Origin of the sequence: Phaeobacter sp. JH20_08, assembly GCF_048056635.1 — a bacterium.
GTDB classification, from domain to species: Bacteria; Pseudomonadota; Alphaproteobacteria; order Rhodobacterales; family Rhodobacteraceae; genus Phaeobacter; species Phaeobacter bryozoorum.
Map to the genome: position 1 here is coordinate 24,075 of NZ_JAYMVV010000005.1, position 26,895 is coordinate 50,969.

At 58.9% G+C, this 26,895-nt stretch carries 21 protein-coding genes and 1 tRNA gene; 16 read left to right on the top strand and 6 right to left on the bottom strand.

Annotated features, from left to right (window positions below):
• Positions 1 to 554 precede the first annotated feature (554 nt).
• Genes VWY75_RS02185 through VWY75_RS02195 form a run of 3 tightly spaced genes read left to right on the top strand, consistent with a single transcriptional unit; the run spans position 555 to position 5,342 of the window.
• The gene (locus VWY75_RS02185; RefSeq protein ID WP_416537133.1) at positions 555 to 2,489 is read left to right on the top strand and encodes a PrkA family serine protein kinase; all 1,935 of its coding nucleotides are present in this window, start codon (positions 555 to 557) and stop codon (positions 2,487 to 2,489) included.
• Between the two features lie 20 nt (positions 2,490 to 2,509).
• The gene (locus tag VWY75_RS02190) at positions 2,510 to 3,847 is read left to right on the top strand and encodes a YeaH/YhbH family protein (protein WP_416537134.1); all 1,338 of its coding nucleotides are present in this window, start codon (positions 2,510 to 2,512) and stop codon (positions 3,845 to 3,847) included.
• Positions 3,834 to 5,342 carry a SpoVR family protein gene (locus VWY75_RS02195; RefSeq protein ID WP_416537135.1) on the top strand — a complete coding sequence of 503 codons (1,509 nt, stop codon included), beginning with the start codon at positions 3,834 to 3,836 and terminating at the stop codon, positions 5,340 to 5,342. Before VWY75_RS02190 ends, VWY75_RS02195 begins: the two co-directional genes overlap by 14 nt.
• A gap of 26 nt (positions 5,343 to 5,368) precedes the next feature.
• On the opposite strand, the gene VWY75_RS02200 is transcribed toward VWY75_RS02195, so the two are convergent.
• Together VWY75_RS02200 and VWY75_RS02205 are read right to left on the bottom strand one after the other, a co-directional pair.
• The gene (locus VWY75_RS02200; protein WP_416537136.1) at positions 5,369 to 6,034 is read right to left on the bottom strand and encodes a GntR family transcriptional regulator; all 666 of its coding nucleotides are present in this window, start codon (positions 6,032 to 6,034) and stop codon (positions 5,369 to 5,371) included.
• A 165-nt stretch (positions 6,035 to 6,199) separates the two neighbouring features.
• The gene (locus VWY75_RS02205; RefSeq protein ID WP_340544152.1) at positions 6,200 to 7,315 is read right to left on the bottom strand and encodes an S-(hydroxymethyl)glutathione dehydrogenase/class III alcohol dehydrogenase; all 1,116 of its coding nucleotides are present in this window, start codon (positions 7,313 to 7,315) and stop codon (positions 6,200 to 6,202) included.
• 469 nt (positions 7,316 to 7,784) lie between these two features.
• Between VWY75_RS02205 and cueR the strand changes: the two genes are divergently transcribed.
• Positions 7,785 to 8,195, top strand: coding sequence for a Cu(I)-responsive transcriptional regulator (gene cueR, locus VWY75_RS02210; protein WP_340544153.1), 411 nt, complete (start codon positions 7,785 to 7,787; stop codon positions 8,193 to 8,195).
• Positions 8,196 to 8,491: 296 nt separating this feature from the next.
• Here cueR and VWY75_RS02215 read toward each other — a convergent pair whose 3' ends face one another.
• Genes VWY75_RS02215 through pcaC form a run of 4 tightly spaced genes read right to left on the bottom strand, consistent with a single transcriptional unit; the run spans position 8,492 to position 11,122 of the window.
• Complete coding sequence (locus VWY75_RS02215; RefSeq protein ID WP_416537137.1) at positions 8,492 to 9,328, bottom strand: 3-keto-5-aminohexanoate cleavage protein; 837 nt, start codon at positions 9,326 to 9,328, stop codon at positions 8,492 to 8,494.
• Positions 9,329 to 9,337: 9 nt separating this feature from the next.
• Positions 9,338 to 9,985 carry a protocatechuate 3,4-dioxygenase subunit alpha gene (pcaG, locus tag VWY75_RS02220; protein WP_416537138.1) on the bottom strand — a complete coding sequence of 216 codons (648 nt, stop codon included), beginning with the start codon at positions 9,983 to 9,985 and terminating at the stop codon, positions 9,338 to 9,340.
• Positions 9,985 to 10,710 carry a protocatechuate 3,4-dioxygenase subunit beta gene (pcaH, locus tag VWY75_RS02225; RefSeq protein ID WP_416537139.1) on the bottom strand — a complete coding sequence of 242 codons (726 nt, stop codon included), beginning with the start codon at positions 10,708 to 10,710 and terminating at the stop codon, positions 9,985 to 9,987. The genes pcaG and pcaH overlap by 1 nt, the downstream gene beginning before the upstream one ends.
• Positions 10,697 to 11,122: a 4-carboxymuconolactone decarboxylase gene (pcaC, locus tag VWY75_RS02230; RefSeq protein WP_416536371.1), complete on the bottom strand. Its 426-nt coding sequence runs from the start codon at positions 11,120 to 11,122 to the stop codon at positions 10,697 to 10,699. The genes pcaH and pcaC overlap by 14 nt, the downstream gene beginning before the upstream one ends.
• Positions 11,123 to 11,208: 86 nt before the next feature.
• Between pcaC and pcaQ the strand changes: the two genes are divergently transcribed.
• The 12 genes from pcaQ to VWY75_RS02290 all read left to right on the top strand — a co-directional run bounded on the left by pcaQ (position 11,209) and on the right by VWY75_RS02290 (position 26,886).
• Positions 11,209 to 12,126 carry a pca operon transcription factor PcaQ gene (gene pcaQ / locus VWY75_RS02235; protein WP_416537140.1) on the top strand — a complete coding sequence of 306 codons (918 nt, stop codon included), beginning with the start codon at positions 11,209 to 11,211 and terminating at the stop codon, positions 12,124 to 12,126.
• A 235-nt stretch (positions 12,127 to 12,361) separates the two neighbouring features.
• Positions 12,362 to 13,237 (top strand): branched-chain amino acid ABC transporter permease, encoded by an 876-nt coding sequence (locus VWY75_RS02240; protein WP_340544161.1) that lies wholly within the window; start codon positions 12,362 to 12,364, stop codon positions 13,235 to 13,237.
• Positions 13,238 to 13,241: 4 nt separating this feature from the next.
• Entirely contained in the window at positions 13,242 to 14,327 is a 1,086-nt protein-coding gene (locus tag VWY75_RS02245; RefSeq protein WP_260082436.1) for a branched-chain amino acid ABC transporter permease, read from the top strand.
• On the top strand, positions 14,324 to 15,091 hold the full coding sequence (locus tag VWY75_RS02250) for an ABC transporter ATP-binding protein (RefSeq protein ID WP_340544166.1): 768 nt from the start codon (positions 14,324 to 14,326) through the stop codon (positions 15,089 to 15,091). The genes VWY75_RS02245 and VWY75_RS02250 overlap by 4 nt, the downstream gene beginning before the upstream one ends.
• The gene (locus VWY75_RS02255) at positions 15,091 to 15,864 is read left to right on the top strand and encodes an ABC transporter ATP-binding protein (RefSeq protein WP_416537141.1); all 774 of its coding nucleotides are present in this window, start codon (positions 15,091 to 15,093) and stop codon (positions 15,862 to 15,864) included. The genes VWY75_RS02250 and VWY75_RS02255 overlap by 1 nt, the downstream gene beginning before the upstream one ends.
• A gap of 31 nt (positions 15,865 to 15,895) precedes the next feature.
• Positions 15,896 to 17,839 (top strand): AMP-dependent synthetase/ligase, encoded by a 1,944-nt coding sequence (locus tag VWY75_RS02260; RefSeq protein WP_416537142.1) that lies wholly within the window; start codon positions 15,896 to 15,898, stop codon positions 17,837 to 17,839.
• A 45-nt stretch (positions 17,840 to 17,884) separates the two neighbouring features.
• Positions 17,885 to 19,045, top strand: coding sequence for an ABC transporter substrate-binding protein (locus VWY75_RS02265; RefSeq protein WP_416536374.1), 1,161 nt, complete (start codon positions 17,885 to 17,887; stop codon positions 19,043 to 19,045).
• A 152-nt stretch (positions 19,046 to 19,197) separates the two neighbouring features.
• A complete protein-coding gene (locus VWY75_RS02270; RefSeq protein ID WP_416537143.1) occupies positions 19,198 to 20,115 on the top strand; it encodes an MBL fold metallo-hydrolase in 918 nt (305 codons plus the stop codon).
• A 395-nt stretch (positions 20,116 to 20,510) separates the two neighbouring features.
• Complete coding sequence (locus VWY75_RS02275) at positions 20,511 to 22,175, top strand: tetratricopeptide repeat protein (RefSeq protein ID WP_416537144.1); 1,665 nt, start codon at positions 20,511 to 20,513, stop codon at positions 22,173 to 22,175.
• 142 nt (positions 22,176 to 22,317) lie between these two features.
• Positions 22,318 to 23,313: an NADPH:quinone reductase gene (locus tag VWY75_RS02280; protein WP_416537145.1), complete on the top strand. Its 996-nt coding sequence runs from the start codon at positions 22,318 to 22,320 to the stop codon at positions 23,311 to 23,313.
• Positions 23,314 to 23,443: 130 nt separating this feature from the next.
• A tRNA-Gln gene (locus VWY75_RS02285) sits at positions 23,444 to 23,518 on the top strand.
• Positions 23,519 to 23,895: 377 nt separating this feature from the next.
• Positions 23,896 to 26,886: a Hint domain-containing protein gene (locus VWY75_RS02290; protein ID WP_416537146.1), complete on the top strand. Its 2,991-nt coding sequence runs from the start codon at positions 23,896 to 23,898 to the stop codon at positions 26,884 to 26,886.
• The last annotated feature ends 9 nt before the right edge of the window (positions 26,887 to 26,895 follow it).

Genomic DNA, 26,895 nt, shown 5'->3' on the forward strand with positions numbered 1-26,895 from the left:
TTTACCGAAAAGATCAGGGTGTGGCTAATTTGTATTCAATTTGCATCGAAGTTTATCCGTCGGTTTTTGTTAATGATCCCCTCTGGTTGACGTTAGGGAGGTGGCTGCGGTGGGTTTGCGGTGCATTTGCGATGGGCGCTGCGTTTATTTGCCTTCTGTTTATGGTGGTTCCATGTGTCCGCAGGCTGAAGAGCCGTCAGAAAGGGGGCCGGTTTCGGCTGTTCGGGTCACGTCTATATCGCCAATGTGTGAACAAGCGTTCTATTAAAACGCACTGGCAATTAACCAAAAAGACACCAGTTTCAGATAGGCTGAAGGACATAATTGGTGTAGAGTTGATCCTAAGTACACGACGCCGAAACCCAGGCCACAGCTGGAATGTCACCGCTCAGAGTGACCCGCTGGTCTTGTATCGCCGGATCCGGCGCCGAGCAGAATTCAGACGAATATTTTCACGCGGACATTACTTGGCCCTCGCGCTGGGCGCCCTCTGTCCGTGTGCGATCTTGGACCCCAGGAGGACCGGCGCGCAGTAACTAGGAGGCTAGAGCCAGATGAAAGACATTGCCGAAATTTTTGCCGAACAATACGGCGAAACGCGCGAGCAGGAGATGTCGTTACAGGACTATCTGAATGCTTGTCGCGATGATCCCAGCATGTATGCCAATGTCGCCGAACGTATGCTCAAGGCGATTGGCGAAGAGGAGCTGGTTGATACGTCAAAAGATGCGCGACTGGGTCCGATCTTTCAGAACCGCACCATCAAGCGATACGCTGCCTTCAAAGATTTCTACGGCATGGAGGACACGATCGAGCGGATCGTGGGTTATTTCCGCCACGCCGCGCAGGGGCTGGAGGAGCGCAAGCAGATCCTCTACCTGCTGGGTCCGGTCGGCGGTGGTAAATCCTCGCTCGCGGAACGTCTCAAACGTCTGGTAGAGGAGCAGCCGATCTACGTGCTGAAGGCTGGCGATCAGCTGTCGCCGATCTTCGAGAGCCCGCTTGGCCTTTTCGATCCGGTGCGGATGGGCAAATTGCTGAGCGATGAATATGGCATCGCCCAACACCGGCTGCCGGGGCTGATGTCGCCCTGGGCGGTCCAGCGGCTGGATGAGTTCGGCGGCGATATCAACAGATTCTCGGTGGTGCGGCTCTATCCGTCGCGGCTGCGCCGGATCTGCGTTGCGAAGGTTGAGCCGGGCGATGAGAACAATCAGGACATCTCCACGCTGGTCGGGAAGGTCGATATTCGCCAGCTGGAACATTACAGCCAGGACAATCCCGACGCCTATAGTTTCTCAGGTGGCCTGAATCGTGCGACCCAGGGCGTTCTTGAGTTCGTCGAGATGTTCAAGGCGCCGATCAAGATGCTGCATCCGTTGCTGACGGCGACGCAGGAAGGCAATTACATGGGGACCGAGAGCTTCGGCGCGATCCCCTTCACCGGGCTGATCCTTGCACATTCCAACGAGAGTGAATGGCAGCAGTTCAAGAACAACAAGAACAACGAGGCCTTCATCGACCGTGTGTCGATCGTGAAGGTGCCTTACTGCCTGCGGGTTTCCGAAGAGGCTAAGATCTACGACAAGCTGATCGAACACAGCGAGCTGGCTGCGGCCCCATGCGCGCCTGAAACGCTGAAGATCCTCAGCCGGTTTTCGGTGCTGACCAGGCTGAAACCGCATGAAAACTCAAATCTCTATTCCAAGCTGCGCGTCTACGATGGCGAAAGCCTGAAGGACACCGACCCGAAGGCCAAGACCGTGCAGGAGTATCAGGATCGCGCCGGTGTCGACGAGGGGATGAACGGGATTTCGACCCGTTTTGCCTTCAAGGTGCTGTCGACCACCTTCAACTTTGACACCGATGAGGTGGCGGCGGATCCGGTGCACCTGATGTATGTGCTGGAGCAGATGATCAAACGCGAACAATTCCCGGCGGAGACAGAGGCGAAATACCTTGCCTTCATCAAAACGGAACTGGCCCCGCGCTATGAGGAATTCATCGGCAATGAAATCCAGAAAGCCTATCTGGAGAGCTATACCGAATACGGGCAGAACGTGTTCGATCGCTATATCTCTTATGCCGATGCCTGGATCGAGGAGCAGGATTACAAGGACCCGGACACCGGCCAGCTCTATGACCGCGAGGTTCTGGACGCCGAGCTGAGCAAGATCGAAAAACCGGTAGGCATCGCCAACCCCAAGGACTTCCGCAATGAGGTGGTCAAATTCGCCCTGCGTCATCGCGCCAATACCGGCTCGAACCCGGCATGGAACTCCTACGAGAAGCTGCGGGATGTGATCGAGAAACACATGTTCAGCCAGGTCGAGGAACTGCTTCCGGTTATCTCCTTCGGATCGAAGAAGGACAGCAAGACCGAAGGCAAACATCAGGAGTTCGTCGAACGGATGCGCAGCCACGGCTATACCGACCGGCAGGTTCGCAGGTTGGTGGAATGGTACATGCGCGTAAATAAGGCGGGCTAACAGCAAAGGGTGGGTGGCAAATGCATCACTTTATCGACAGGCGCGCCAATCCCAAGGGCAAGAGTTTGGGGAACCGGCAACGGTTCCTCGAACGCGCCCGCGAAAGCATCAAGGAGCGCGTGGACAGATCGGTCCGCGACAAATCGATCAAGGATGGTGGTGGTATTCCTGCCGAAGGTGAGAAGGTCACTATTCCCTCACGGGGTTTGAAAGAACCCCGGTTTCACCATTCCGCCAAGGGGGGGCGCCGCCGTCACGTGCTGCCCGGCAACAAGGATTTTGTTGTCGGCGACACGCTCAAGCGACCGCAGGGGGGCGCCGGAGAGGGGGGCAAACAGGCGTCCGAGGATGGCGATGGCGCGGATGAATTTTCCTTTACCCTGACACGCGACGAATACCTTGAGATCCTGTTTGATGGTCTTGAGCTTCCAGATCTGGTCAAAAAAGCCTCTGTAGAGACTGAAACCATCGGGACACGCCGTGCCGGGCTGACCACTGCGGGCACGCCGAACAACCTCAACCTTGTGCGGACGATGCGCAATTCGCTGGGACGTCGGATCGCACTGCAACGCCCGACTGCCAAATCCATAGCCGAGCTGCAAAAACAGATCGAGGAGCTTCAGGCGCTGGCGGAACGCAGCACCGAACAGGAAGCCTATCTTGAAGAGCTGATCCTCCGGTTGGAGGCTCTGGAGCGCAAACGTCGCGTGGTGGGGTATATTGACCCGCTGGATCTGCGATATGACACCCACGTGCCGGAGAAGATCCGCAACTCCCGTGCGGTCGTGTTCTGCCTTATGGACGTCTCTGGCTCCATGCAGGAGCGGGAGAAGGATCTGGCCAAACGGTTCTTCCTGCTGCTGCATCTGTTCCTGGCGCGCAGCTATGAGCATACCGAACTGGTCTTTGTGCGTCACACCCATCACGCGCAGGAGGTTGATGAAGAAACCTTCTTCTATGCCCGCGAGACAGGCGGCACCATCGTGTCGACCGCGCTGGAGAAGATGAAGGAGATCGTTGCCGAACGCTACCCGCCGGATGAGTGGAACATCTACGGGGCGCAGGCCTCTGATGGGGAGAATTTCGGCAATGACTCGGCGCGTTGCAAGGCGCTGCTTCTGGAAGAGCTGCTGCCGGTCTGCCAGTACTACGCCTATGTCGAAATCGTCGATGAGAACGCCGAGATGCTGTTGAGCAATCCCGAGGCGGGTGAGGATCTCTGGCAGAACTACCGGCAGGTCAAGGCTCAGGTCCCGCATTTTGAGATGCAGCGTGTGTCGCAACCCTCCCATATCTATCCGATTTTCAGGGAGTTCTTCCTCCCCAAGGCAAAAGGGGCGCAGAATGCAGGCGGGTGATACTATCGCGAAGCCACTGTTCACGGGGCCGGAATGGACCTTTGAACTTCTGGAAGTTGCGCGGGACGCGATTGAGGATATTGCGCTGAATGATCTGGGGCTTGATGTATATCCGAACCAGATCGAGATCATCTCGGCCGAGCAGATGCTGGATGCCTATTCCTGCGTCGGTCTGCCGCTGATGTATCAGCACTGGTCATTCGGCAAGCATTTCGCCCGCGACGAGGCGCTGTATCGGACCGGGCGGCAGGGGCTGGCCTATGAGATCGTCATCAACTCAAACCCCTGTATCAGCTACAATATGGAAGAAAATACCATGGCCATGCAGACGCTGGTCATGGCCCATGCGGCCTTTGGGCATAATCATTTTTTTAAGAACAACTACCTGTTTCAGCAATGGACCGATGCGGCCGGCATTCACGACTATCTGGCCTTTGCCAAGAACTACATCGCCGCCTGCGAGGAGCGCTACGGGCTCAGCGCAGTAGAGGAGATCCTGGACGCGGCCCATGCGCTGCAATCGCAGGGGGTCTTTCGCTATGGCCGTCCGCCCAAACCCACCACCGAAGAACTGGCAGCGATGCAGAAGGTGCGTGAAGGTTATGAAAGCGGTCAGAGTGTTCTGGATATCTGGACCGATGCGACCATGGGGGGCGACAAGCTGGAGCAGATCAGGGACGAGCCCTATAGTGCCCGTCGCAAGCTGATGAATCTGCCGCAGGAAAACTTGCTGTATTTTCTGGAGAAACACAGCCCGGTTCTTGATCCCTGGCAATCTGAAATCCTGCGCATCGTGCGGATGCTGGCGCAGTATCTTTACCCCCAGAAACAGACCAAGGTTATGAATGAGGGCTGCGCGACCTTTGTGCATTATTACATTATCAACAAGCTGTTCGAGCAGGGCCGCCTGACCGAAGGCGCCTATATGGAGATGATGCACAGCCATACCAATGTGGTGCTCCAGCCGGAATATGACGACCCGCGGTATTCTGGCATCAATCCCTATGCGCTGGGCTTTGCGATGATGCAGGACATTCGCCGCATCTGCGAGAACCCGACCGATGAAGATCGCGAATGGTTTCCGGATTTCGCGGGTGATCCCGACTGGCGCCGGGTGATGCGGGATGCCTGGGCCAATTACCGCGATGAAAGTTTCATCCAGCAGTTCCTGTCGCCGCATCTCATCCGCAAGTTCAAACTGTTCACCCTCGCTGATGACGCCGAGCAGTCACATCTGGTGGTGAGCCAGATCCACAATCGCAGCGGCTATCGCTCGGTGCGGCGCGATCTCGCGCATTCCTACGATCTGGCCTATTTAGAGCCTGATATTCAGGTCACCGATGCCGATCTGAAAGGCGACCGCGAGCTGAAGCTGACCCATACGGTGCGCGACGGCATTCACCTGTCGGAGGATGACCGCGACGAGGTGTTGAAGCATCTGCGCCGCTTGTGGGGCTACGATGTCAGCCTTGAGGCGGTGGACGCCGGATCCTAGAGGTGCGGTAGGGCGGCAGTGCGGCGTTAGGGGATCTGCGCGCGTAGCTGATCCTCAAGCGAGGTTTTGGCAGCCAGAATATGCTCTGCTGTCAGCTGGGCCGCGAGATCGGCATCACCTGTTTCGCAAGCCGCCAGTATCGCGCGATGCTCCCTGCTGCTGCGGGCCATGCCGTCGCTCAAGACAAGCTGCGCGCGAAGGTAGCGATCAATCCGGTCCATCGAGGTTTCGACGATCTCGACGTGATAGGGCAAGCCGCTGACGCTATAGAGCGTGCCGTGAAATTTTCGGTTCAGCGGCCCCCATTGCATTGGCGCATCGCAGGCGGCAAAGGCATCCAGGTGCGCGCGCGCCTGTGCGAGGATGTCCATGGTCATGTTCGGGACGGCGGCGCGGATGATATCCGCTTCAAGCTTGGCGCGCAGGTCAAAGATTTCTGAGGCGTCCTGCATCGACAGGGTTGCGACCACGGCACCCTTGTAGCGCTGGGAGGTGACCAGCCCCTGCTGTTCCAAGCGGGCAATCGCCTCGCGGACGGGAAAGCGCGAGGTGTGAAAGGCCTTGGCGATTTCATCCTGCCGCAGGGGGGTTCCATCCGACAGCTCACCGGTGATGATCGCCTTGCGCAGGGTGCGAAAGATGATCGTCGCGGCGGATTCGGTCCGGGAGATGTCAACGGCTTGTAGTTTCAAGCAAGGTCCTCAACCAAAGCGGGGTAGGTGCCGGGCAATTATGCCTTTGGTTGACGCGGCTCGCCACCCCTTGCTGGCAGGACGTTCCCCGAATGCAGGCAGATGAAGTGCAAAAAAAAACGCAGGCCCTGCGGCCTGCGTCATGATCTCGGGTATGCGGGTGGATCAGAATTCGACCACGGCGCGGATCGACTTTCCTTCGTGCATCAGTTCGAAGCCATGGTTGATCTCGTCCAGCGACAGTTTGTGTGTGATCATCGGGTCGATCTCGATCTTGCCGTCCATATACCAGTCCACGATCTTGGGCACGTCGGTACGCCCGGCGGCGCCGCCAAAGGCGGTGCCACGCCAGCTGCGGCCTGTGACCAGCTGGAACGGACGTGTCGAAATCTCGGCGCCTGCCGGAGCCACGCCGATGATGATGCTCTCACCCCAGCCTTTATGCGCCGCTTCAAGCGCGGTCCGCATGACCTGCACATTGCCCGTCGCGTCGAATGTGTAATCGGCGCCACCCTTGGTCAGCTCAACCAGATGCGCCACCAGATCGCCCTCTACCTCTGAGGGGTTTACGAAGTCGGTCATGCCGAATTTCTTGGCCATCTCAACCTTGCCGGGGTTGAGGTCGACGCCGACGATCTGATCCGCACCTGCCAGTCGCAGACCCTGGATCACGTTGAGTCCAATGCCGCCAAGGCCGAAGACAATCGCGCGCGACCCGATCTCGACCTTGGCGGTGTTGATCACCGCGCCGATGCCGGTGGTGACGCCGCATCCGATGTAGCAGACCTTGTCAAAGGGGGCGTCCTTGCGGATCTTGGCCAGGGCGATCTCAGGCACCACTGTGTGATTGGCAAAGGTCGAGCAGCCCATGTAATGGTGGATCGGTGTCCCATCCAGCATCGAGAAACGGGTGGATCCGTCCGGCAGCAGGCCCTGACCTTGGGTAGAGCGGATCGCCTGACACAGATTTGTCTTTGGGTTGAGGCAATACTCGCATTCGCGGCACTCGGGGGTGTAAAGCGGAATGACGTGATCGCCCACTTCAAGGCTGGTGACGCCTTCGCCAACTTCGATCACGACGCCTGCGCCCTCGTGGCCCAGGATGGCCGGGAAGATCCCTTCTGGGTCATCCCCGGAGCGGGTGAATTCATCCGTGTGGCAGAGGCCGGTTGCCTTGATTTCGACCAGCACCTCGCCCTTTTTCGGGCCTTCGAGGTTCACTTCCATGATCTCAAGCGGTTTGCCCGGGGCAACGGCCACAGCGGCGCGAGTGCGTATCATTGCGAAATTCCTTTGTTCTGTCAGTGACGGCAGGCGCCAATTGCGCTGAGCGGCATATTGGCAGACCTATTGGGGGGGCGTAAACCATCGGCCGTCGCGGGATGTGTATTTCTTGCGCTACCACACTAGCGGCTTCGGCTGGCTGCGCCTCAGAAGAATACGACGAGGGCCTCTTCGTTCCCGTCACCTGCCGGTCCGGTGGGCGTAAGTATGGCCACATCATCTGTTCGAGAAACCTGCGCTATCTGCCCTTGACCTTCCCCTGACTGGAAGCCTCATATCTGCCGCAAAAGGGGATGATCAGATGTCGAAAGGGGCGAGCCATGGAACAGGCGCGTGTCAGAAAACTGAACGTTAAGGTGGCCGGCCTCGGCAACAGCCTGGGCTTGCGTCGGATGAGTTCTGAAATAGATCCCTTAGGAAAGTTTCCAAGCGCGCGAGGCGCGCAGCAATTGGCAGAGGTGCGACCATGAATATAGGCGATGTGGCGAACCGCTCCGGCCTACCGGCCAAGACCATTCGATACTATGAGGACATTGGGCTGATCAAACCGCGGCGCAGCGAAAACGGGTATCGCTGTTTTGCGGAGACCGACCTTCACAAGCTGGCGTTTCTGGGTCGTGCCCGCGCGCTTGGGTTTACGATTGAGGACTGCCGCACGCTTCTTGCGCTTTACGAAGATGAGAGCCGTGCCAGCGCAGATGTCAAACAACTGGCGCAAGAACATCTGGACAAGATCAACCTCAAGATCGCGGATCTGGAAGCGATGCGGGACACATTGTCGGAACTGGTCACCTGCTGTTCCGGCGATAATCGCCCGGACTGCCCGATATTGCGTGATCTGTCGCAGATCCCGGAGCAGCAAGACGTCGCGGATTGAGGAGGCTTGGCGGCATATCTCATGGCCAATGGGATGCGAGGGATGGTAACGCGCGGCGCATTCCAAGCCCTGTGCAACTCGGGAGGGTTAGGCAATCAGGCTACAGCAGCCGAGGGAGGAGCGGCTCTTGCTGCGAATGCGTCGCGCGCATCCTCGAGATAGGGTGCGATATGCGCGCAGACAAGGGGGTCAGGCTGGCTGACGCCGCGTCCGTTGGGTTGGGCATGAAACAGCCGAAAGAGGTGTCTTGGGTCGGCCTATTGCTGCGCTGACAGGTGATAGCCGGTCGCCCCGTTTCAGCCGTTGGCTGCGCGCAGGCCCAGAATGCTGCGGGCCTCATGAGCGGTAGCAACGGGTCGCCCGTAGCGTTCGCACAGATCCGCCGTCCGGCGCACCAGTGCGGCATTGGAGGGGGCAAGCGTATGCCGGTCCAGTCGCAGATTATCCTCCAGCCCGGTACGGGTGTGCCCGCCTGCCGCGATGGCCCATTCGTTGACCTCGATCTGTCCGGCTCCGATCCCGGCCGCGCACCACTGCGCATCCGGGGCAAGGCGCTGCATGGTCTCGACGTAGTAGTCAAACACATCACGATCCACCGGCATTGCATTCTTCACGCCCAGTACAAACTGGACGTAGAGTGGGGCCTTCAACCGGCCGTCACGCGACATCGCCACCGCCTGATGAATATGGGAGAGGTCAAAGGCCTCAATTTCCGGTTTCACGTCGTAGGCCTGCATCTGCGCAGCCAGCCAATCGACCAGATCCGGCGGGTTCTCGTAGACGCGGGTTGGAAAATTATTGGAGCCCACCGAGAGCGAAGCCATATCAGGCCGTATAGACAGCATTCCGCCGCGTTCGCGACCAGCGCCGGAGCGGCCGCCGGTAGAGAATTGGACAATCATGTCGGGACAGTGCCGCCGGATCCCGTCCATCAGTTCAGCAAACCTGTCGGGATCGGAGGTTGGTGTTTCGTCGTCCTGGCGGACGTGGCAATGGGCGATGCTGGCACCGGCTTCATAGGCTTCCTGTGTGCTCTCTACCTGTTCGGAAACAGTGATCGGCACGGCCGGGTTATGGGCCTTGCGCGGCACAGAGCCGGTTATCGCGACGCAGATGATACAGGGATTGGTCATGATCAGCCCTCAGATATCGAAGAACACGGTTTCGTCCGGCCCTTGCAGGTGAATGTCAAAGCGATAGGTCACGGGTGCCTGCGCATCGTCCGCCCTGCCGTGATCCTTGCGGCGGGCGATCAGGGTTTTTTGCCGCTCGGTCTGCTCGATCAGCGCCATGATGGGATCGCTGGCGTTGGCCTCCGGCTCATCGTCGAAGTAGAGCCGGGTATTCAGCCCGATGTTGATGCCACGCGCCACGATCCAGAGGTTGATATGTGGTGCCATGGTCTTCCCATCACGCCCGCAGACACCTCCCGGTTTCACGGTCTCGAACTGCCAGTCCCCGGTGTCGAAATCAGAAATCGCGCGGCCCCAGCCACGAAAACCGGGTTCGACGGGCCCGCGCGCATCATCGGATGTTGGAGTCTCCGGATGCGGATAGCGCCCGTCGGCATTGGCCTGCCAGACCTCGATTAAAACGTCCTTCAGAGCTGCGCCGGTGCCATCGAAGACCCGGCCTTGAACCCGAATGCGCTGGCCCCCGGCATTAGGCCCGGCGATATCCTGACCCAGCTCGGCCTCATAGATTTCAAACCCGGCGGCACCGGGCGCTAGGCCTATATGCACATAGGGGCCTGCGGTCTGAGACGGGGTTTCCTTCAGTGGCGGCACCATCAGTTCCCCTCCGGCCGGTTTTCAAACAGGGTAGAGCGACGCCCGCGCAGCACGATATCAAAGCGATAGGCAATCATGTCAAACGGCAGCGTCTCGTCCATGTCGAGCCGCGCAATCAGTTGCTGAACGGCGGCGGGATCGGGGATGGTGCTAACGATAGGGCAGCGGGCAATCAGCGGATCGCCCTCGAAGTAGAGCTGGGTGATCAGCCGCTGAGCAAAGGCGCGGCCAAACACCGAAACGTGTATATGTGCAGGCCGCCAGTCGTTTATGCCATTGCGCCAGGGGTAGGCCCCTGGTTTCACTGTGCGAAAGGCATAGGCACCCTGATCATCGGTCAGAACACGACCGCAGCCGCCAAAATTGGGGTCCAATGCACCCAGATAGCCGTCCTTTTTATGGCGGTAGCGGCCCGAGGCATTGGCTTGCCAGATCTCGACCAGTGTATTGGGAACGGGACGTGCGTTTTCGTCCAGAACACGCCCATGCAGCAATATGCGCTCGCCGATCGGACTGCCGCCATCGTGGGCGAAATTGGTCAGAAGGTCATTGTCTCCGGGCGCGATATCGCTGGGCGCAAACGTCGGGCCGGTGATTTCGCTGGCAGTGTTTTCGAGGCTGAGCAGCGGCAATCGCGGGGATCGGCTGACCGAGGTTTTGTAGTCCGGCGTGAAGGCAGGAGGGTGCCAGCGGCGGTCGCGGGTAAAATAATCAGGGGGCGTCACAGCTGTCTCCTGCGGGGGTGGCGTCGCCTCGTTCTTCGGCGGCCATTTCGGCATAGGTCCTCTTGGCGAGCTTCAGCGCATGATTGGCGCGCGGCACCCCCGCGTAGATGGCAACATGTTGGAAAACTTCAGCAATATCTTCGGGCGTTGCACCGGTATTTGCGGTTGCGCGGATGTGCATCGGGATCTCATCGAAATTGCCGAGTGCCGCAAGAAGGGCCAGCGTCAGCATCGAGCGTTCGCGTCGGCTGATCTGCTCAGAGGCCCAGACTGTCCCCCAGGCTGCTTCGGTAATCAGGGACTGGAAAGGTGCATCCAGCGCTGTTGTCGCAGCATCTGCGCGGGCCACATGGGCTTCGCCCAATACCTCGCGACGAACCTTCATCCCTGCGTCATACTGCGGCTTGTGCATATGCTCCTCCATGGATTATCCCTTATCTCATATCGTAAATGGTCTGTATAATCCCCTTGTGTGGATATTTTTATGTCGAAAATGATATGCGCCTTTCATCTCAGCTGAAGCTCCGACATCTGGAGGTCTTTGTCGAGGTTGCCAGAAAGATGAGCGTGACCCAAGCGGCGGAGCGCCTGGGCATGACCCAGCCGGCAGTGACGCGGGCGCTGCGCGAATTGGAAGCCGTCTGCGATAAACCTCTGGTCGAGAAACACGGTCGCGGCATTCGACTCTCCAGCTATGGTGAGATGTTCAGGGACTATGCGGGGCGCAGTCTGGCCCTGACACGCGACGGTGTCGAATTGCTACGTGGGCTGGACGAGGCCGCAGGATCCAAGGTCGCGATTGGGGCTTTGCCGACGGTCTCGGCAACCGTTGTCCCGGAGGCGCTGGCCAATATCTGGACGCAGGGCGCGCGCAACCGGTTTTCCGTCATGTCGGGAGACAATCAGCATCTGCTGGATCTGTTGCGGCGCGGAGAGCTGGATGTGGTCGTAGGGCGACTACCGGCACCCGAAAATATGGTGGGCCTGGATTTCGATCCGCTGTTCCGTGAGCGGGTAACCGTGGTCGTCGCACCGGGCCATCCGCTGACGGAGCTGGCACCGCAGGATCTCCCCTATGCGCTGTTCGGCGCGTTTCCGGTTTTGATGCCGCCGCCGAAGTCAATTATTCGCCCTTCGGTTGAACGCATGTTCCTGGAACAGGGCATTTCGATGCCTGAGGCCGCCATTGAAACAGTCTCGTCGACGTTTGGGCGCCAGTTCACATTGGCACATCAGGCGGTCTGGATCATCAGCCATGGGGTGGTGAAATCTGACCTCGCCAGCGGCGCCCTGGTAGAGCTGCCGCTGGACACTGACAGCACTCTTGGGCCGGTCGGGCTCTGCCTGCGGAGTGAGCACCGCTTGTCGGCAGCGGCCGCGAGATTCTGCGCTGCGCTAAAGAGCGTCTGCGGCTGACTGGTCACCTCGCGCACCGGTTCGGCCCAAGATTGCGCCGCGAATGGTAGAGGCATTTTTCGAATGCGGTAGCCTGTTTTTCTGGCGCTGACGCAGTGTCGCGCGGATTGACAGGTGAATTTCAACCTCTCTACTCTGGGTTTAATCGCAGCGGCGTTTTGGCTTGAGGAGGTCTGAAACGCATAGGACCTGCGCAAAAAAGAAAAGCCGCCTTGAACGGGTGGGGGAGGACAATTTGGACGGAGTGCAGCTGCTGGTCAGCGGGCTCGCGAACGGCTGTGTTTACGGTCTGATCGCGCTTGGCTTCGTGTTGATCTACAAGGCGACCGAGGCGGTCAATTTCGCTCAGGGCGATTTCATGATGCTTGGCGCCTTCGTTACGCTGGGACTGACCAATGCTGAATATCTGGACTTACCCTTCTGGGTCGCGGCACCGCTGTCGATCGCAATCATGGCCGGGCTTGGGTATCTGCTTGACCTGCTGATCCTACGTCATCTCTTTGGGCAGAACCAGACGGCGGTTGTCATCCTGACGATCGCGCTGGGCTTTGTCATTCGCTTCTTTGCCGGTGCGATCTGGGGCCATGAGCCACAGACGCTTGAGAGCCCGCTGGCGCTGGGAGATGTACAGCTTGCCGGCGTCGTTCTGGGGCTGGCCGATATAGCGGTGATTGTTGTCACGGTGCTGTTGACCTGGTCGCTCTACCAGTTTTTTCAGCGCACCAAGCTAGGTCTGGCCATGCAGGCGGCCAGCCAAAACCAGATGGCGGCCTATTTCATGGGCATTCCGGTCAGGCGGGTGCAGGGGCTCATCTGGGGGCTCTCGGGAGCGACGGCGGCTGTTGCGGGCATCCTCTTTGCGTCGAAGGGCGCGATTGATCCAAATGCCGGGCTGCTGGGCATCAAGGCCTTTGCTGCGGCGGTGATCGGTGGCTTCGGCTCGCTTCCGGGTGCGTTGGCGGGCGGGTTGATCGTCGGCGTTATCGAGCCTTTTGCCGCGCGTTACCTGGCGGCTGGCTATTCGCAGATTGCCCCTTACGTGCTGTTGCTGGCGGTGCTGGTCTTCCGTCCGCATGGTCTGTTCAGCCAAGTGCGCACAAAGAAGGTATAAGGCGATGCGGATTCAGTTCAAAACCAGCTACGACCACGACATCCGCCTGTTTCCTGACCGTCATAGCCTGCTGGTTTATGGTGCGTTGATTGTGCTGGCGCTGGCTTTGCCACTGCTGATCAACGAATTCTACATCGGCGAGGTCACCAATGTTCTGATCTGGGCGATTGCCGGGCTGGGGCTGATGCTGCTGACCGGCCAGACGGGACAGGCCAGCCTTGGCCATGCTGCGTTTCTGGCGATTGGCTGCTATGCCAATACCATCCTGATTGAACAGGGTGTGCCCTTTGTTCTGGCGTTCCCGCTGGCAGGGGTCCTGACCGGGGTTGTTGGGGCCATCATCGCCATTCCGGCCCTGCGATTGCACGGGATCTATCTGGCGATTGCTACCATTGCCCTGTCGATCCTGGCCGATGACATCATCGTTCTGCTTGAACCCTGGACCGGTGGTGTGTCGGGCAAATTTCCTGACGTGATCCGTCTATTTGGGATCGAGATTGAACGCTGGACCATGCCGGTGCGCTTTTACTATCTGGTTCTTGGTGTCACGGTGATTTCAACGCTGTTTTACCGCAATCTATTACGGTCACCGCTTGGCCGGGCCTTTGCAGCGGTGCGCGACAGTGAAGTCAGCGCCACCGCGATGGGCGTACATATCGCCCGGACCAAGGCAACCGCCTTTGGGCTAAGCTGCATGATCACCGGTTGGGCCGGGGCGTTGATGGGCTATTACGCCGGTGCCTTTAACAATGAGACCTTCTCTCTGGTGATCTCGATTACGCTGCTGATGATGATCGTGATTGGCGGGCTGGGATCAATACATGGCGCGTTTTTTGGCGCGGTGGTGGTCGCCTTTCTGCCGCAGGGGCTGTCGATCCTGAAAGACAGCGTGCTCGGCAGCGGGGTTGCCATTCCGGGTCTGGAAACCGGCGTCTTTGGCATGATCCTGATCCTGTTCATTCTGTTTGAGCCGATGGGCCTCTATGGACGCTGGCTGAAGATTCGCATCTGGTTTGAGCTGTTCCCCTTCGCACGCAAGGATATGTTCCGGCGTCAGAAATCCTATCTCAAGACGGAGCGCCTCAGATGAGCCTGTTGGAGATTGAACATGCCACGTTGAAATTCGGTGGCGTTGTGGCGGTGAATGATCTCAGCTTCTCGGTTGAGGAAGGTGAGGTCTATGCCATCGTCGGGCCAAATGGGGCGGGGAAGTCCACCGTATTCAACCTGATTTCCAGGTTCTACCAACCACATTCCGGCCAGTTCCGCTTTGATGGGCGTGACCTGTTGCAGTGCAACGCGGATGCGGTGGCGGATCTGGGCATTGCGCGGACGTTTCAGAATATCGAGTTGTTCGATCATGCGACGGTGCTGCAGAACCTGCTGGTCGGTCGGCATCGTCATCGGCGCACTACCCTGATTGAAGAGCTGTTTTTTGCGCCACGTGTCCGGCGCGAGGAACGGTTGCACCGGGCTGCTGTTGAGGAGGTCATCGATTTCCTGGATCTGCAAGCCTACCGCAACAAGATGATTGCCGGGTTGCCCTATGGCATCCGCAAGGTTGTCGAGCTTGGCCGTGCATTGGCCTCGGGGCCGCGGCTTTTGTTGTTGGATGAACCCGCCTCCGGCCTGTCGGTGGAGGAAACCCAGGATATGCGCTGGTGGATCGACGATATCCGCAAACAGATGGGGATCACTGTCCTGATGGTGGAACACGACATGGGTCTGGTGTCCAGCGTGTCGGACCGGGTTCTGGCCCTCGCCGATGGCGCGAAACTGGCCGAAGGCACCCCGGCTGAAGTGCAGGCCGACCCGGCTGTTATCGAAGCCTATCTGGGCGCGGGGGCGGTGTGATGGGCGCGGCCTTGCTGGACATTCGCAATCTTGAGAGTTTCTACGGGCCGATCATGGCCATCCGCGGTGTTTCGCTATCGGTTCAGGCCGGGCAGATCGTCACGGTTCTGGGCGCCAATGGCGCTGGAAAATCTACCCTGCTGAAGACGATTTCGGGTATCATGGATCCTGAGAAGGGCACGGTCAGCTTCGACGGCGAAGAAATCCAAGGTGAGGAACCGCATCGGATCGTCCGCCGGGGCATCGTACATGTGCCCGAGGGGCGCGAGGTCTTTCCGTTGCTCAGCGTTGACGAAAACCTGACCCTCGGGGCCTATACCCGCCGTGATCAGGCCGAGATCGAGCGCGACCGCCAGATGGTGTTTGACTATTTCCCCATCCTGGCTGAGCGGCGCCATCAGGATGCTGGCACACTGTCAGGCGGTCAGCAGCAGATGCTGGCGATCGGGCGTGGGTTGATGCTCCGTCCGCGCATCATGCTTCTGGATGAACCAAGCCTTGGCCTGTCGCCACTGCTGGTACAGGAAATCTTTGGCATCCTGAAGCGGCTGAACCGCGATGAGGGGGTGACCATGATGCTGGTGGAACAGAACGCGCGGATCGCGCTGGAGTTGGCGCATGTCGGCTATGTCATGGAAATCGGGCGTATCGTCATGGATGGCAGCGCCGACCGGCTGATGGACAGCGAGGATATCAAAGCGTTTTACCTCGGCCATCAGGAGGCCGGGCAGCGCAGCGAGAAACGCTGGAAGCGCAAGAAGACATGGCGCTGATCGGCGCGACTGAGATCAACTAGGGACCTGAATGGATGCGAGGACAGCGGTGACACAGACAGCGTCGGCGGCAGACATAACAACACAGGCGGGCGGCGATGCGGCCCCGCTTCCTCAGGTTGAACTGAACGGCGCCAGCTACAATGCCACGCCGGGGCAGCGGCCCGTCATGGTCGATGGCTGCGATACCGTGGCAAAATTGTTTTCGCTGCGCTGTCATCAACTGGGCAAACGGACGGCTCATCGCGAAAAGGATATGGGCATCTGGAATGCCTATTCCTGGCAGGACTACTGGGACCATGCGGAAAAGATCGGCCTGGGCCTGATGGCGCTGGGGCTTGAGCGAGGTGAAGTTGTTTCGATCCTGAGCGAAGACCGCAAGGAATGGCTCTATCTCGATATGGGCATCCAGGGCGCCGGGGCCATTGCGTCTGGCGTCTATACGACAGATTCCGCCCAGCAGCTGGCCTATTTGATCAATGACAGCGGCAGCCGGTTTCTGGTGGTGGAAAACGACGAGCAGCTGGACAAGTTCCTAGAGATCGAAGCCGAGGTCCCGCATCTGCGCTGGGTTATCATTCTGGAGCGCGACGGGCTGCATGATCTGGAGCATGACAGATGCCTGTTTCTCGATCAGCTTTATGATCAGGGCGCGGCCTTCAAGATGGCAAATCCAACCGCTTTCGAGGACGCGGTGGCCCGGTCGCGGCCAGATGAAACCGCGCTGCTCATCTATACGTCGGGTACCACTGGCCTGCCCAAGGGCGCCATGTTGAGTCACGAGAACATCCTCGCGACGATGGAGTCAGGCGCGCGTGCACTGGAATGCTACGCCACGGATGAGCAGCTCTGTTTCCTGCCGCTCTGCCATATCCTTGAGCGCAACGTCTCCGTCTACCTGCCAATGGCGGCCGGCAGTACGGTGAATTTCGCCGAAAGCCCGGAAACCGTTTTCGACAATATGCAGGAAGTGTCGCCGGCCACCTTCTTTGCGGTGCCGCGTGTCTGGGAAAAAGTCTATTCCCGCGTTCTGGTCCTGGCGCAGGAGGCGACCTGGCTGGGGCGCTGGGCCTTTGGTCGGGCGGTCGCTGCGGGGGCTGCGCGGGCCGAGTATGTGCTGGCCGCAAAACCCGTCCCTGCGGGTATCGCCCTGCGCTATCGGATCTGGGATATGCTGGTTCTGCGTAATCTGCGCCGAATGCTCGGGCTGGACCGGCTGCGCCGGGGCGGCACCGGGGCGGCACCGATTTCGCCTGAACTGCTGCGTTGGTATTGGTCGATTGGCGTGCCGCTGATCGAGGGCTACGGGATGACCGAAAACGCAGGACTTACCGCGGCAAACCGGGTGTTGTCGCATCGGCCGGGCACTGTTGGCCAGGCCGTGCCGGGCGTTGATATTCGTATCGCGGCGGATGGGGAAATTCAGCTCTGGGGGCTCAACAATTTCCAGGGATATTGGCGCAAGCCTGAAAAAACGGCTGAGACCTATACCGAGGACGGCTGGCTGCGCACTGGCGATGTCGGGCGGCTGGACGAAGATGGGTTCCTGACCATCACCGGGCGGATCAAGGACATCATTATCACCGCTGGCGGCAAGAATATCACACCGGCTGAAATCGAAAGCCGGTTAAAGTTCAGCCACTATATTTCCGACGCAGTGGTGATCGGTGACCGGCGCAAATTCCTGACCTGCCTGATCATGATTGATCAGGAAAACGTCGAGAAATTTGCCCAGGATCGGAAAATCCCGTTTAGTGATTTTGCCTCGCTCTGTGCTGCGGAACCGGTGGTTGATCTGATCCGGGGTGAGGTCGATGCGGTCAACCGTGATTTCGCGCGTGTCGAGCAGATCAAGGATTTCCGTCTGATCAACGTTTTGCTCACGGCCGAGGATGACGAGCTGACCGCGACCATGAAGCTGAAACGTGGGCTGGTGGAGAAAAAGCACAAGAACCTGATCGACCAGATGTATTGACAAACAGGCGCATCCGCGCCGGGGGACACAAGGGAGTAAGCGCAGATGAAGAGATGGACAGCGGGCTTTATCGGGGCCGCACTGGCGGCGGGGCTTGCGCCTCAGGCGATGGCGCAGACCCAAGGAGTGAGCGACAGTGAAATTGTGCTCGGCTCGGTCAATGACCTGAGTGGAATATTTGCCGCTGTTGGTGTGCCGGCCGTAAATGGCGCCAATTTGCGGTTTGACGAGGCCAATGCCAATGGCGGCATTCACGGCCGCCAAATTCGTTTCGTGGTCGAAGACAATGGCTATCAGATTCCGCGGGCCATGCAGGGCTACAATAAGCTTCTGAATCGCGATCAGGTCTTTGCAATGCTCCTGTCGTTGGGAACGCCCATGAATATCGCAGGGTTCAAATTGCTGGATCCGAAAGGCATTCCCAATATCAGCCCGCTGACAGCTGCGCGTCAGATGTTGCAGGAGCCGATCGACAATAAGTTCATCGGGTTTTCCAGCTATTACGATCAGGTCCGCGCCGGTGTGACCTATTTGGCGGAAGAATTCGATGCGAAAGAAGTCTGCTCGATGTATATCCCGTCGGATTTCGGCAAGGAGATCAAGGAGGGCAGCCAGGATGTTGCTGCCGAACTAGGGCTGAGTTTCGCTGCCGAGACGACCCATAAGCCGGATGAGCTGGACTTCGTCGGTTCGTTGACGAAACTGAAGTCCGAAGGATGCGATATCATCACCATGGCTCTTGGCGTGCGGCAGGGGATTACCGTGGTTGGCACCGCCAAGAAGCTGGGCTGGACTGAGGCGAAATTCCTCAACACCTCCGCCGGTTTTCTTGAGGTGGTGGCGGCGGTGCCCGGCGGCGTAACGGAGGGTCTCTATGCTGCGGCTGGCTGGGCTGACCTGATCGCGCGGGCTGAGGACGACGTTCCGGCGAAGTTTATGGCGGATTACGAAGCAAAGTTCGGCCAGCCCGCCGGTGGCTTTGCCATGCTCGGGTATAGTGCAGCCAATACCGTGGTGAATGCGCTGGAGGCCGCAGGCCCCGATCTGACTCATGAAAGCTTTATCAAGGGGATGGAAAGCCTCGATTTCTTTGATGCCTTGACCGATACCCAGATCACCTATGGGCCGGATGACCATAGGGGCGCCGATGTCATTGTCATCTCGGTGGTAGAGAATGGCGTCTGGAAAGAGCTGAGCCGGAAATAGGCGACCGCCTCGAAAACAAAAAGGAAAAAGCCGACAGGTTTCTATCTGTCGGTTTTTGCTATTCTTGGGTCAGGCCCTCTATCCGGCGTATTGGGCTTCATTTTATGCACATATTTGAATATTATTACTCTTGCGGAAGAGGGAGTCGAACCATGGCAGTAACAAGACGGCATTTTGTGCAGGGGTTGGGGGCCGGGCTCGCGCTGGTGCCCTTCGGGCGTGTTTGGGCGGAAACCAGAGTGTCGCTCGGCGCAGCGGAGCTGCTCAGCCTCTCAGATGGCCGAATGCAGTTGCCGCCCTCTTTTCTGTATGGGGATCTGGAGCCATCTGCGCTTGCGCGTGTCCTTGCGGAGCATGGGATGTCTCCTGATGAGCCGCTCACACCGGAGGTGAATGTCACGCTGTTGCGCGACAAGGATCACATCATTCTGTTTGATACCGGTGCGGGGCCCGCCTTTCAGGATGGGACTGGACAGCTGCCCGATGCGCTAGCTGCCGTGGGGATCAGCCCGGAGGATGTCACGCATGTGGTGTTCACGCATTGCCATCCTGACCATCTCTGGGGTGTTCTGGATGATTTCGAGGAACCGCTCTTTAGCAACGCTCAACATATGATGGGGCGCAAGGAATGGGACTACTGGTTTGATCCTGCAACCGTGGGGTCAATCGGCGCGGCGCGTGAGTCCATGGCGGTTGGCGCACGCCGACGTCTGGAGATCCTTGCCGATGGTGTCACCCTGTTCGATGATGGCGCCGAGATCCTGCCGGGTGTTGCTGCACACGCGACCTTTGGCCATTCACCCGGCCATATGTCGTTTGAAATTTCAGGTGGGACGGATAACGTGATGGTGCTGGGTGATGCGATCACCAACGCACATGTCAGCTTCTCCGAGCCGGGCTGGGAAATCGCATCCGATCAACTCCCGGCCGCCGCGGCCAGGATGCGGCAAAAGCTGTTGCAGCGGCTGTCATCTGAGCAGCTGATGGTTGTAGGGTATCACCTACCGAATGGTGGCGTGGGTCGTGTCGATACTGTCGGCAGCGGGTATCGGTTTATATCTGAAAATTAATCAAAACAATCATAGGGTGCATTATTTCGCATCCGTATCCGGCCTCCCGATCAATGACTGTTAGAGAACGGCGTCGGATGTGACGACTATTCCGCCTGCGCGGCTCGGCTGTCCTGACACCGGATGTGCAGTTTCTCCATCTGGAGGAGACAATATATTGCGGCTGTCGTCTCAGTCAGCCGTGGTCAATAGCTGGATGCCGATCAGTGGTTTGGATGCTGGAGGGAATACTCCACAAGTGTGCGTTATCCAAACATACTGAAATCCTTTAGGTTGTATTATTTGTGGTGACTTTTATTGATTCTTGTGAGATGGTTAATGGGTGGGTAATCAATTCGGTCGGAGTTGGGGTTTATAGGTTCCGGTTGTATTGCTAGAGGTAATGGGTTTGGGATATGGAAAATAAACTTAGAATTCGCCATTTTGGCGCGTTTGGAGTTTTTCTGCCCGACGGAGACAGTCTTCTCCTCGGCTCAAAGCACCAGGCACTGTTGGCACTTTTGTCTACTGCAGAAGGCGGTGTGCGAACACGAGCGTTTTTGGAGCGTACCCTGTGGAGTCTGGCCCAGCCAGAGCAGGCGAAGGCCAGTTTGCGAACCGCGCTCTCGACTCTCCGTCGGCATCTTGGAAGCGAATGTGCGTCCTTTCTGTCCGCCAATCGAGAGCGCGTGGTCCTGGATCTGTCGAAAATCGAAGTAGATGCAGACCCTGCCAAGGGCGATTTCATGGAAGGCTTTGAGCTGCCGCATGAAACGACATTTGCGGTCTGGTTGGAACAGCAGCGCAATGAGTTGACGCGCGCCGATGCCCGCAATCGGGCCGCCACGGGCATGCTGCGTGACTACAGCCGCGCCGTATTGGACAGCCTGTTGCCGCCGATCGCCGTTCTGCCGTTTGTGCACCGCGCGCCGGGGGATGCAAAATCTCCGCTTGGGGCATTGCTCTCGGAGGAGTTGGTGCGCCACCTGTCGCGCAGCCATGCCTTTTGCGTCACGTCATATCTGGCGTCGCGGCAGTTCGATCCGCATCAGATCCGCCCTAGCGAAGTCTATTCGATGGCGGGTGCCAGCTATCTTGTATCGGGGACCGTCAATGTTACGGGCCAGACCTACCGTTTGCAGGTTGACCTGCATGACGCCGAGCGGGAGCGGGTCATCTGGTCGCGAGACTTCACCGAAACCCTCGCGATGCTGACCAATGGGTGCAGCATGGCCTTGCGAGAGGTTACCGCGCAGATCGGCTGGACCGTGGTCGGTGAAGCGGTGCGTTTGGTTGGCTTCAGGCCGCTGTCCAAACACGATAGCCATACCTTGCTGATGGCGGCGATCGCGCTGATGCAGGACATGCAGATGCCGCAGTTCAACCAGGCGCAGGAAATCCTCGCAGTCCTGCTGGAACGTGAAGTGCAGCACCCGGTTGCCCTGACGTGGATGGCGATGTGGCATGTGATGCGCGTGCAGAAAGGTTTCTCCACGGATCGTCAGCTTGACGCGCATCTCGCCAACCAGCTGGTGGCAGCGGCGCTCGCCCAGGATCCGACGTTCTCTCTGGCACTGACGGTACGGGGGCTGATCGCCAGCCACCTGATGTTCCGGTTCGATCTGGCGCAGGATTCCTATGATCTCGCACTGAAGGACAATCCGAACGAAGCATTGGCATTGCTGCTGAAGGGCACAACCCTTGCCTATCAGAACCAGCCGGAGGATGCGGTAAGGCTGACGGATGCCGCACGGCGGCTCTCTCCGCTGGGACCGCAGCGCTATTACTTCGATTCATATTCGGCGACGGCCAATCTGGGCGCGCAGAATTACGAGCGTGCAGTCAACCTGGCAGACCGGTCCTTGCAGGCCAACCCGACCTTCCCGGCAACGTTACGGACCAAAGCCATCGCCCTGCAGGCATTGGGGCAATCGGACAAGGCGCGGGAGGTCGTGAAATCGCTGCTCACCGTGCAGCCGGGGTTCAACATTGCACGTTACGAAAAAGATCACGCGGCATCCAATGCCCCCTTCGGCAAGGATTGGAGCAAGGCGCTGCGGTCCGCGGGTGTGCCTGCCTGAGCGGTAAAAATCCATCGGGCGGACCATCGACCCGGTGAGAGCGGTGGAGACGCGGGGGCTTGCAGGCCTGCCGTGTCTTCGCTCATCTACGGGGGCAGCAGAGGGTGTGCATCGCGCTCGCCAGTACGAAGAGGTCCCTATCATGAAGGCAGTCACCTATCGCGCGTTTGGAGCGGCAGAAACCGTCCTGCAGCTGGAAGACCTGCCCGATATCGCACCGGGGCCAGGTGAGCTGCGTGTGGAACTGACCTATTCCGGCGTAAACCCCTCTGACGTGAAGGCGAGGGCCGGCGCCCGCGCTGGAGTGACTGAGCTGCCCTATCCGGTGATCATTCCCCATAGTGACGGGTCGGGCGTGATTGCGGAGGTCGGCGAGGGTGTCGATCCGGCGCGTATCGGGGAGGCCGTCTGGATCTGGAACGGTCAGTGGCAGCGGCCGTTCGGGACCGCCGCCACCTCCATAACGCTGCCGGCTGAGCAGGCTGTTCCGCTGCCGGAAGGGCTTGACCTGAAACAGGGCGCGGCTCTGGGGATCCCGGCGCTAACGGCTGCTCATGCGGTGTTCTCGGGTGGGGATGTCACCGATCGAACGGTGCTCGTTCAGGGCGGTGCCGGCACCGTTGGTCTATTGGCCGTGCAGCTGGCCAGATGGGGCGGGGCGCGGGTGATCGCGACCTGCGCATCTCACGCGGCGGACCGGGTCCGGCAGGCCGGAGCTGACGCCACCCTGGCCTATGCCGACGGGGACTTGGCAGAGCAGATCCTGGCGGCAAATGATGGTCGCCACGTCGACCATATCGTAGAGGTTGAGTTTGGTGCGAACTGTGCCGTCGACACCGAGGTCATTGCACCAAATGGTCGGATAACGGCCTATGGGTCGGCACAGCAGATGACACCGCAGCTGCCGTTCTACCCGTTGATGTTCAAATCGGTGACGCTGGAGATGATGCTGGTCTATCTGCTGCCGCCCGTGGCCCGTCGTGCAGCGATCAAACGTATCGAACATGCGGCAGCCGCTGGGGCGTTGCATCTGCCCATCGCTGAGGTTTTCGATCTGGTCGACACCGCCAAGGCGCATCACGCCGTCGAACGGGGGCATCGCGCCGGCTCCATCCTTGTAAGGACCGGAAGAGATTGAGAAACCCAGCACCAGAGCTGAGTATTTCCGGGTCAGAACAGACCAGCCAAAGGGAAGCATGAAAACTGCATTTTTTTCCAAAAACCCTCTTGCACCTGCTGAAATCTGGCATTAGACACCCGCTCACCGATGGGGTGTGGCCAAGTGGTAAGGCAACAGTTTTTGGTACTGAAGATCGTAGGTTCGAATCCTACCACCCCAGCCATTTTTCCACATATTTTGATGCTTTTGAGGGTCTGGCTTCTCCGGCCACAATCGGCGTTTCGGTGTGGCCAACTGATACCTCGCGGCATATTCGTCTTTAGGTGAAGACCGAGGGGAGGCGCGCTCTACGGTTGTAGTCTCGCTCTGTTCAGCTGCGATATCCGTGCTGAATGCCTCTGGTGCTCGTCAAATCAGAATGGATAAGAGGCAAATACTATTTAAATTTTAATATATTTTACAAAGCAGTATCGATTTTCGGACCGTTGCAAGCCCTGTATTCATTTTGTTTCAACCATAACAGCCTAACCTGATGCACCCGTCGAGACGCGGCAGGCCCACCGGCGCGCACTCGAGGAACGGTAGACTCGGAGGCTGGCCATGACGGTTGGGTATCTTGTCACTCTTGGCGACGGCACACTGGATGCCGGCGACGGGATTTCTGCGAACCAATCCAACTTTACTTCAGCCGACGTCATCGGGACTGGCAGCTGGACCTGGAGCGGTGTCTATCAGGGCGACGGTCAGACCTACTCAAACATCAGTGACACTGGCACCTATCACTATGGAAGTGACGGGAATGTCTATTTTGTTCCAGATACTTGGTACACGACCAGCGGATCCGGCAGTGCGACGACGATCCCTGCCAATTCGATGTCGGGCACATCGGGTAATGACGCAATCAACGGCGACGCCAATGACAATGTTATCTATGGCGGTGATGGTGATGACTACCTGACCGGCTCCTCGGGCGATGACATTATCTTCGGCGGCGAGGGGAACGATAACTACGATACCGATACCGGCAATGACACCTTCTACGGTGAGGGCGGAGATGACTGGGTTGCAATCTATGACAACATGGATGGCGAATCGCTCTACGGTGGCGAAACCGGAGAGACCCTGGGCGATATGCTTGAGGTCTACGGCGATTATGCGGGTGTTGATGTCAACGTCACCTTTACCGGCGATGGGGACGGAACCGTCACATTTGCGGGGCAGACGGCCTATTTCTGGGAGTTTGAGCGGTTCTATCTCCATTCGGGAGACGACACGCTGGACGGCTCTGCGGCGACTTCGGCGCTCAACGTGCAAACTGGCAGCGGTGCCAACAGTGTTACGGGTGGGGCTGGTGATGACACGATATCGACCGGCGCGGGAGCGGATGTGGTCGACGGCGGCGCAGGCGACGATCTTGTCTGGGCCGGGGTAGGGGCCGACACGGTTGACGGCGGCGCCGGGGCCGACAGGCTCTTTGGTCAGGACGACAACGACCTCATCTACGGCGGCAAAGGGTCTGACACCATCGATGGGGGTTTGGGCGACGACACGATCTACGGGGGTGAAAACCCGGCAACCTCGGTCGGCGGAAGCAATACCGCAGGGAACACCTACACGGTCATTCATCTTGGGGCGGCGTCCGAGGTCGACAGCGTCGAGGGGAACGCCGCCAACGAAAACCCGAACGCTCTACTGGGGACATACGGGAGCGCGGGGGCAGAGCTATATAACAACTTCCAGACTGCCATCGCGTCAGACGATAATGCGAATACGCGCATCGACTTCGATGACGAAGCCGCGCCGGAAACGATCAATATCAACGGTGTAGACAAGCTCGTCGACACCGGCATGGTCTATAACGCAACGGTAACGTTCACCGACGGCACCACCGGGACGTTCACGGCTGTGGTCATCCAGACCACGGACGGCCACGTCTACATGATGCCGGAAGCCTCGAACAACGCCGAGAACGTTCTTCTAACCAGCAAGACGATCGAGAGTATTTCGCTTGATAGTGTTGTTGTCGGCTACTCAAACGTCACCGCAACCCGGGTAGATGCCGACTATGCTCTGCCGGGTGACACGGATACCTCGGGCGACAGCATCATTGGCGGTGCCGGCGCAGACGTCATCTATGGCGGTGCCGGGAATGACACCATTGCGGGCGGAACCGGCGCTGACAGCATAGATGCCGGGGACGACGCGGACCTCATCCTTCTCCAGGATGGCTTCGGCAACGACACCATTGTTGGTGGTGAAGGGGGCAACGACAGCGATACGCTTTCCATGTCGAGCCTGACCGGGCCAGTGACTGTGACCTATACCGGCGACGAGATGGGGACGATCACCAACGGAACCGATACGGTCAGTTTCTCGGAGATCGAGCGTCTGAACCTGACCGAGCAGGCCGATGTCGTGAATGCCAGCGCGGATAGTGCCGGGGTCGATATAGATGCTCGAGGCGGTGACGACACCATAACCGGCGGCGCGGGGGCCGATTCCATCAAGGGTGGCAGCGGCAGCGATTCCATCGTTGCCGGGGCTGGTGCTGATACGATTGTTGGCGGCATTGGCGACGACACCATTCGGCTGACTGCGGATGCAGATCGCGATCAGCTGGTGTTGGCCGATGGGGCGGGATCCGATCTGATCTATGATTTCGATCTGACGGACAGCGGTGACGGGACCACGGTTGATCAGCTGGATGTTTCAGGGCTCACCAATTTGGCTGGAGATCCAGTCAAAATCGGTGATGTCGTGGTGACCGATACCAATGGTGACGGGACCGGCGATGCGATCATGACCTTCCCCAATGGGGAGAGCATCACATTGGTCGGGGTGCAGCGGTCGCAGGTGGACAACGGGCCCGAAATGCACGCGATGGGCATACCCTGTTTTACGGCCGGGACGCTGATCCAGACGCCAACCGGGCGCGTCAAGGTCGAAGACCTCAGCCCCGGTGATCGTGTCAGCACAATGGGGGCGGGTGCCCAGCAAATCCTATGGGTTGGGGCATCGTCGTTCACCGCCACGCGCAAGCGCCTATCGGAGGCGCTGATGCCGGTGCGACTGGACCCGGACGCCTTTGGAGGTGAGCGGGCGCTGCTTGTTTCGCCTCAGCATTGCGTCCTGATGAAACAGCGCAGTAGCGGGCGCCCGGTGCATGTGCGCGCCAAGCATCTGGCACAGGTAACCGGATTTGCATCGTTCGCACGGGAGGTGACGCAGGTTACCTATGTTCATGTACTACTGAAAAAGCACGAGAATATCCTGTCGAACGGAATCCCCAGCGAGACGTTTTATCCCGGCCCTATGGCGGTCTCCACGCTTGGCCCGGCAGATCGCCTGGGACTGTTTAAATGCCTGCCGCAGCTGATCCTCCATCCGGTAGAGCAGGCTTATGGGCCTCGTGTTCTGCCCGTTCTGACACGCCGGGAGGTGCAATCACTGGCCCGCGCCGGAGACCTGGTGCCCTGGCTGATCGGTGACATATCTCGGCACCCGCCCGCTGAGCAGTGGGCCGAGACAGGCGGCTGGCAGGCAATGTATTCGCCGCGGTACAGCTTTCAATCCGGCGCCGCAGCAGGGTAGCAGTCGTCT